This is a genomic window from Thermobifida cellulosilytica TB100 (assembly GCF_001517975.1).
Lineage (GTDB): Bacteria > Actinomycetota > Actinomycetes > Streptosporangiales > Streptosporangiaceae > Thermobifida > Thermobifida cellulosilytica.
The window spans coordinates 11,022-17,616 of sequence record NZ_KQ950190.1 but is presented as its reverse complement, the minus strand read 5'-3'; the positions used below and the strand labels follow the sequence as shown (position 1 = coordinate 17,616).

The window sequence follows — 6,595 nt, the reverse complement described above, 5'->3', positions numbered from 1 at the left end:
CAGCCTCACCGCCCGCTACTACCGCCAGGTCAGGCACCGGGTGCGCTGGGGCCTCGCCGCGGCGGCGGGCGTCCCGGTGGACGAGTACCGGTGGAACGTGCCGTACCTGCCGATCGACCCCAAGGACGTCGGCCGCACCTACGAGGCCGTCATCCGGGTCAACAGCCAGTCCGGCAAGGGCGGCGTCTGCGAGTTCAGCGGCGAGCGCATCTGGGAGATCTTCACCGACACCTACCTGTCCGAGGGCATGGTCGGGATCATGGCGCACCGCTCCGAGACCACCGGCGACGGCGAGTACCGCATCAGCGCGGACGTGCGGCTGCGCGACAACAAGATCGAGAAGCTTCCCCTCGTCGACGAGCAGGGACGGCTGCGCGGCCTGATCACCGTCAAGGACTTCACCAAGAGCGAGCAGTTCCCCAACGCCAGGAAGTACCACTGGTCGTCGTCGGTGACGCAGAAGTCGAAGACGCCGAGCCGCAGGTCCAGGGCGTGCAGGTAGCGGCGGCAGCCCTCGGCCCCCAGCCAGTGCTGCACCAGGAAGGTGGCGTGGAAGCCGAAGAACAGCGTCCAGAAGTGCCACTTGGCCAGCGTCTCGTTGAGCATCTTCCCGGGGAGCTTGGGCCACCAGAAGTAGAAGCCCGCGAACATCGCGAACACCACGGTGCCGAACATCACGTAGTGGAAGTGGCCGACCACGAAGTAGGAGTCGTGCACGTGGAAGTCCAGCGGCGGGGAGGGCAGGATCACCCCGGGCAGGCCGCCGAACAGGAAGGGGACCATGAAGCCAATCGTGAACAGCATCGGCGACTCGAAGGAGAGCTGGCCGCGCCCCATGGTGCCGGTCCCGTTGAAGAACTTCACCCCGGGGGGGACCGCGGTGAGGGAGGTCATGAAGGAGGAGAACGGCAGCAGCACCGCGCCGGGGGGGGACACGTGGTGCGCCCCCACCGCGATGGACAGGCCGGCGGTGGAGAGGGGGGCGCCGATGAGGCTCTTGTAGCCGAAGATCGGCTTGCGGCTGAACACCGGCAGGATCTCGGTGGCGATGCCGAAGAACGGCAGCGCGATGATGTAGACCTCCGGGTGGCCGAAGAACCAGAACAGGTGCTGGTAGAGGATCGGGCCGCCGTGCTCGGGGTTGAAGATCTGCGCCCCGACGATGCGGTCGGCGGCCAGTCCGGCGAAGGCCCCGGTGAGCACCGGGAAGGCCAGCAGCACCAGGACGCTGGTCAGCGCCACGTTCCAGGTGAAGATCGGCATCCGGAACATGGTCATGCCGGGGGCGCGCATGCACAGGATCGTGGTGAGGAAGTTGACCGCGCCGAGGATGGTGCTCAGACCACCGATGGCCAGGCCCATGATCCACAGGTCGCCGCCGAGGCCGGGCGAGCGCACCGCGTCCGACAGCGGCACGTAGGCGAACCAGCCGAAGCTCGCCGCGCCGCCCGGGGTGAAGAACCCGGAGAGCGCGATCAGGCTGCCGAACAGGAACAGGGAGTACCCGAACTGGTTGAGCCGGGGGAAGGCCGGCGAAGAGGAACAGCATCCCCGTGCCGTGCATGGTGAACAACTGGTTGTAGGTCTCGTTGTTCATCAACTGCATGCCGGGGAGCATCAGCTCCGCGCGGATCAGCAGCGCCATGACGCCGGCGACGATGAAGAACACGAACGAGGTGATCAGGTACATGTACCCGATGACCTTGTGATCGGTCGACGTGATCCAGCCGACGATCTTGGAGCCCTGGGCGGGCCGCCGCGCCGCGGCGGGCGTCCGCGTAGTCGCCGTCGGGGTAGCAGTCGTCGTCATCTACTGACCGTCCTCTTCTTCGGCCGCGGCCGCGGAGTCGGAGGAGTCCTGGGCGGCGGCATCCTGGGAGGCCGTGTCCTGGCCCTGGTCGGGAGCGGGAGTCTCCTCCTGCACGTCGGGGCTGGCGGGCAGCTCCTGGGGATTGGCCTTCTGCTCCTCGATCCAGGCCCGGTACTCGTCCGGAGTGACCACGCGCAGGGTGAAGAGCATGCGGGAGTGGTCGAAGCCGCACAGCTCGGCGCACCGGCCTTCGTAGTCGCCCTCGACACCGGGCTTGATCTTGACCTGGAACTCGTTGGGGTGCCCCGGGATGGCGTCCATCTTGAACGCGAACGCGGGGATCCAGAACGAGTGGATGACGTCGGGAGCGTCCAGGTCGAAGTGCACCACGCTGTCGCTCGGAAGCACCAGGACCGGCAGCTCGTCCTTGGAGGTGGACGGGACGCCGGCGACGGAGACCGGGTTGCCGTTGACGTCGAGTTCCTTCTCGTACGTGAACTGCCAGCTCCACTGGAACGCGTTCACGTCGACGTAGACGTCGGCGGGCTCGTCGGTCTCCAGCAGGTAGGTCTGGTCCCGGGCCGTGAAGTAGAACAGCACCGAGATGACGATGATGGGCAGAACGGTGTAGAGCGCCTCGATGGGCATGTTGTAGCGCACCTGCGGCGGAAGCTGCTCGGAGCGCTTGCGGTGGGCGATCACCGACCAGATGATCAGCCCCCAGACGAGAATGCCGACCGCGAACGCCGCCACCCACGAGCCCTGCCAGAGCGTGAGGACACGCTCTGCCTGCTCGGTGATCGGCTCCGGCAGCCCCAGACGAGTGAACTCGTTCGACGCGCAGCCGGTCGCGGCCACAGCCAGCGCGGCGAGCACAGCGCCGCGTGGTGCCCATCGGCGCAGCGCGTGGCGCCGATTCCTATGGCGGGTCGGACTCACGGATTGCCTTCCCAGCGGTGATGCCGCACCGTGTGTACGGGCGGGTCCTGTGTCAAAAGCCTGTCAAGCGGAAACATTATCGCGAACGCCCCTGCCCCCCGTTTCCGGGGAGTGCTGGTCAGCGTGTTGCGTGGCGTCCGTTTGTGAGGGCGCAGCCCTGACCGTAACCTCGGCAGCCCCGGGGCAACGCAGGACTGGCTCAAGGCGAGATTATCGCCGTGATCACGAGACCTCTCACCGGGTGCCTCTTAGCCGCCCGCGGGGGTAAAGATTAGGACACACCACCAGCGGACAAGGAGATGCGGGGTGCTGGAGCAGCCGCTGCTGACCATCGACGCGCTCGGGCGCAAGTGTCCGGTGCCGATCATCATGCTCGCCGGACGCCTGCGCGAGGTGCCGATCGGGTCGGTGATCGCGGTGACCGCCGACGACCCGGCGGCGCGGACCGACATCCCGGCGTGGTGCCGGATGAAGCGGCACACCTTCGTCGCCGAGGTCCCGCTCCCCCGGGGCAGCGCCTTCCACGTGCGCCGCATGTACTGACCGGCGCGTGTCGGCCGCCGCTACGGCGAGGGCCGCACGACCTCGGACGAGGTCGCGCGGCCCTGGCGTCCGCTGGGGATCAGCGGGCGTAGTACTCGACGACGAGCTGCTCGTCGAAGGGCACCGGCACCTGCTCGCGCTTGGGCCGGTCCACCACGGCGATCCGCAGGTCCTTGTGGCTGACGGCGAGGTAGCTGGCGATCTTCTCGTCGGCGTGCACGCCCTCGGCGGCCTCCACGAAGGGCACCATGGTGCGCGACTTCTCCCGCACGCCGATGATCTGCCCCGGCTTGACCTGGTAGGACGGGATGTCCACCTTCTTGCCGTCCACGGTGATGTGGCCGTGGCTGATGAACTGGCGGGCCGCGTAGATCGAGGCGGCGAAGCCGGCGCGCAGCAGCACCGTGGCCAGGCGCAGCTCCAGCTCGGCGATCATCTCCTCACCGGTACGGCCCGGACGCTTCTTGGCGTTCTCGTAGATGCGGGAGAGCTGCTTCTCCGAGAGGTCGTAGTACCAGCGCAGCTTCTGCTTCTCGGCCTGGCGGACGGCGTAGTCGCTGGTGGAGCGGCGCACGCGGCGGCCGTGCTCGCCGGGCGGGTAGGGGCGCTTCTCGAAGTACCTGACCGCCTTACGGGTCAGCGGGGTGCCAGCGCGCCGGGACAACCGCACCTTCGGTCCGGTGTAGCGCATTCGAGTCCTCCGTTTTCGGTTCTCGGAAAGAGACGGGAATCCCAGGTAAGGCTCGCCTAGTTCTGGGAGGCGTCGTGAGACGGCCCCGCCCGTCCCCGCGGGACGGGTCTGTTCCCCACCGTCGCGACGACCCCACACGCGACGGCATTGGCGATGGTTCCCGGCACGCGTCTCAGCGCCCGGGCGATTCGTGCCGAACGCGCGGATCGGAAAAGGTCACCGGCGAGTGCCCGGACACGAGGGTCGGACACCTACTTTACGCGGGTTCGGCCACTGCCCCGACCACCGAACCGCCTCTCCCCGCCCGTGCGGGGCCGCAGGGTTCACCCGGGGATGCGGTCGGCGACCTCGGCGGCCGCGTCGTCGCCGTAGGAGCGGGCCAGCCGGTCCAGGAGGCTCTGCCTGGTCAGCCGGTACTCCTGCGGGCCGTTCACCTCCAGGCAGTGCGCGGCCGTGGCGTTGCCGACCTGGGCGCAGCGGTCCAGGTCCAGGCCCCAGGAGACGGCCGCGAGGAACCCGGCGCGGAAGGCGTCGCCGCCGCCGGTGGGGTCGACCGCCTCGGAGACGCGGGCGGCGGGCACGTGCAGGCTGGGCTCTCCGGCGCGGTCGACGCGCACGCCCTTGGCGCCGAGGGTGGTCACCCGCGTGCGCACCCTGGCGAGGACCTCCGCGTCGCTCCACCCGGTCTTCTGCTCGGTGAGGGCCTTCTCGTACTCGTTGGCGAACAGGTACTCGGCGCCCTCGACAAGGGAGCGGACCTCGGGGCCCTCCATGCGGGCGAGCTGCTGGGAGGGGTCGGCGGCGAAGGCCAGCCCGCGCACCCGGCACTCCTCGCTGTGGCGGACCATCGCCTCGGGGTCGTTGGCGCCGACCACGACCAGGTCGATGCCCCCGACCTGCTGGACGATCGGCCACAGCTCGATGTTGCGCGCCTCCGCCATCGCCCCGGCGTAGAAGGAGGCGATCTGGTTGTGGTCGCGGTCGGTGGTGCACACGAACCGCGCGGTGTGCCGCATCTCGGAGACGTGCACCCCCGAGATGTCCACCCCGTGCCGCTCCAGCCAGGCGGCGTACTCGGCGAAGTCCGTGCCGACCGCGCCGACCAGCACGGGGTTGAGGCCCAGGCAGCCCAGGCCGAAGCTGATGTTGGCGGCCACCCCTCCCCTGCGCACCTCCAGCTTGTCGACCAGGAAGGACAGGGAGACTTGCGCCAACTGGTCGGCGATGAGCTGCTCTGCGAACCGGCCTTCGAAGGTCATCAGGTGGTCGGTGGCGATTGATCCGGTAACCGCGATGCGCACGGCGGCGGGCTCCTCGGGTTCATGACGGGTTGCGGACGGCACAACTGTATCCGTCGGCGCCGGGCCGGACGGCCCCGGAAACGGCGAGGGCCCGCCGGGAGGAGTGCCTCCGGGCGGGCCCGGGCCGGTGCGCCACCGGCCGCGGCCGACTAGTGGAAGGAGTCGCCGCAGGCGCAGGAGCTCTGCGCGCTGGGGTTGTCGATCGTGAAGCCCTGCTTCTCGATCGTGTCGACGAAGTCGATGGTGGCGCCCTCCAGGTAGGGCATGCTGTAGCGGTCGACGGCGAGCTCGACCCCGTTGTGGTCGGTCACGATGTCCCCGTCGAGCTTGCGCTCGTCGAAGTAGAGCTGGTAGCGCAGTCCCGAGCAGCCGCCGGGCGCCACACCCAGGCGCAGTCGCAGGTCGTCGCGGCCCTCCTGGGCCAGCAGCGACTTGACCTTCTCCACCGCCGCGTCGGTCAGGGTGACCCCCTGCGTGGTGGCCTCAGTCTGAGCCGTCATGTGCGAAACTCCTCCAAAACAGGGTGGCCGCCGCCACGGGCGACCCGTCGGTTCCTGACGTGGGAACGTCAGTGTCGTTTCCGGCATTCCCTCTGATGCTCACCCCTCAGGGTAGGTCGTCCGGCGAGCGGTCGCCATCGACCGGAGGCCGGTGACGTGCCCCGTCCTGCGCGCCGTCGCCGCCGCGGGCGGCCGGGGAGGGCCGCTGCTCAGTGTTTCCAGGCGCTCGCGACCCGGGCGGCGAGCGCCCGCAGCTCCGGTCCGGAGCGCTCCAGCGCGGCCTGGACGGAACCGGCCGACTCGACCAGGGAGTGGGCCGCGGTGACTCCCGCCGCGGCGGCCTCGTCCCGGTCCACGGCGACCCGCCCGGCCAGCACCAGGCAGGGGACGCCGTGCCGCGCCGCGGTGCGGGCCACGCCGTGCGGCAGCTTGCCGCGCAGCGACTGGGAGTCGAAGGAGCCCTCCCCGGTGACGACCACGTCGGCGGTGGCGACGAGGTCGTCGAGCCCGACCGCGTCCAGGACCCGGGCGACGCCCGACTCGACCGTGCCCCCGAGCAGCAGCAGGCCGTAGCCCAGCCCGCCGGCCGCGCCCGACCCGGGGGCGTCGCGCAGGGTCCCCGAGGGGTCGGTGAGTCCGGCGAAGCGGCCGAGGGCGGCGTCCAGCCGCCGCACCAGGGCGGCGTCGGCCCCCTTCTGCGGGCCGAAGACGGCGCTGGCCCCCTGCTCGCCCAGCAGCGGGTTGTCGACGTCGGTGGCGGCGACGAGGCGGACTCCGCGGACCCGCGCGCGGGCGGCGGCCAGGTCCACGG

General features: G+C 70.1%; 6 protein-coding genes and 2 pseudogenes. 2 read left to right on the top strand and 6 right to left on the bottom strand.

Annotated elements, in window-relative coordinates; genetic code table 11:
- Positions 1–502: pseudogene (locus AC529_RS20655) on the top strand (hypothetical protein); the annotation flags it as partial.
- A 53-nt stretch (positions 503–555) separates the two neighbouring features.
- Here AC529_RS20655 and AC529_RS19115 read toward each other — a convergent pair.
- Both AC529_RS19115 and ctaC read right to left on the bottom strand, forming a co-directional pair.
- Positions 556–1,645: pseudogene (locus AC529_RS19115) on the bottom strand (cytochrome c oxidase subunit I); the annotation flags it as partial.
- Positions 1,646–1,810: 165 nt separating this feature from the next.
- Positions 1,811–2,686 (bottom strand): aa3-type cytochrome oxidase subunit II, encoded by an 876-nt coding sequence (gene ctaC / locus AC529_RS19110; RefSeq protein WP_157080289.1) that lies wholly within the window; start codon positions 2,684–2,686, stop codon positions 1,811–1,813.
- A gap of 369 nt (positions 2,687–3,055) precedes the next feature.
- Between ctaC and AC529_RS19105 the strand changes: the two genes are divergently transcribed.
- A complete protein-coding gene (locus tag AC529_RS19105) occupies positions 3,056–3,292 on the top strand; it encodes a sulfurtransferase TusA family protein (protein ID WP_068758731.1) in 237 nt (78 codons plus the stop codon).
- 79 nt (positions 3,293–3,371) lie between these two features.
- On the opposite strand, the gene rpsD is transcribed toward AC529_RS19105, so the two are convergent.
- The 4 genes from rpsD to AC529_RS19085 all read right to left on the bottom strand — a co-directional run.
- A complete protein-coding gene (gene rpsD, locus AC529_RS19100) occupies positions 3,372–3,983 on the bottom strand; it encodes a 30S ribosomal protein S4 (RefSeq protein ID WP_068758730.1) in 612 nt (203 codons plus the stop codon).
- Positions 3,984–4,306: 323 nt separating this feature from the next.
- Positions 4,307–5,284 carry a carbohydrate kinase family protein gene (locus AC529_RS19095; protein ID WP_068758729.1) on the bottom strand — a complete coding sequence of 326 codons (978 nt, stop codon included), beginning with the start codon at positions 5,282–5,284 and terminating at the stop codon, positions 4,307–4,309.
- Between the two features lie 149 nt (positions 5,285–5,433).
- Positions 5,434–5,784, bottom strand: coding sequence for a HesB/IscA family protein (locus AC529_RS19090; RefSeq protein WP_068758728.1), 351 nt, complete (start codon positions 5,782–5,784; stop codon positions 5,434–5,436).
- Between the two features lie 209 nt (positions 5,785–5,993).
- Positions 5,994–6,595: glycerate kinase (locus AC529_RS19085; protein WP_157080288.1), on the bottom strand; the 602-nt coding region annotated here is incomplete at its 5' end.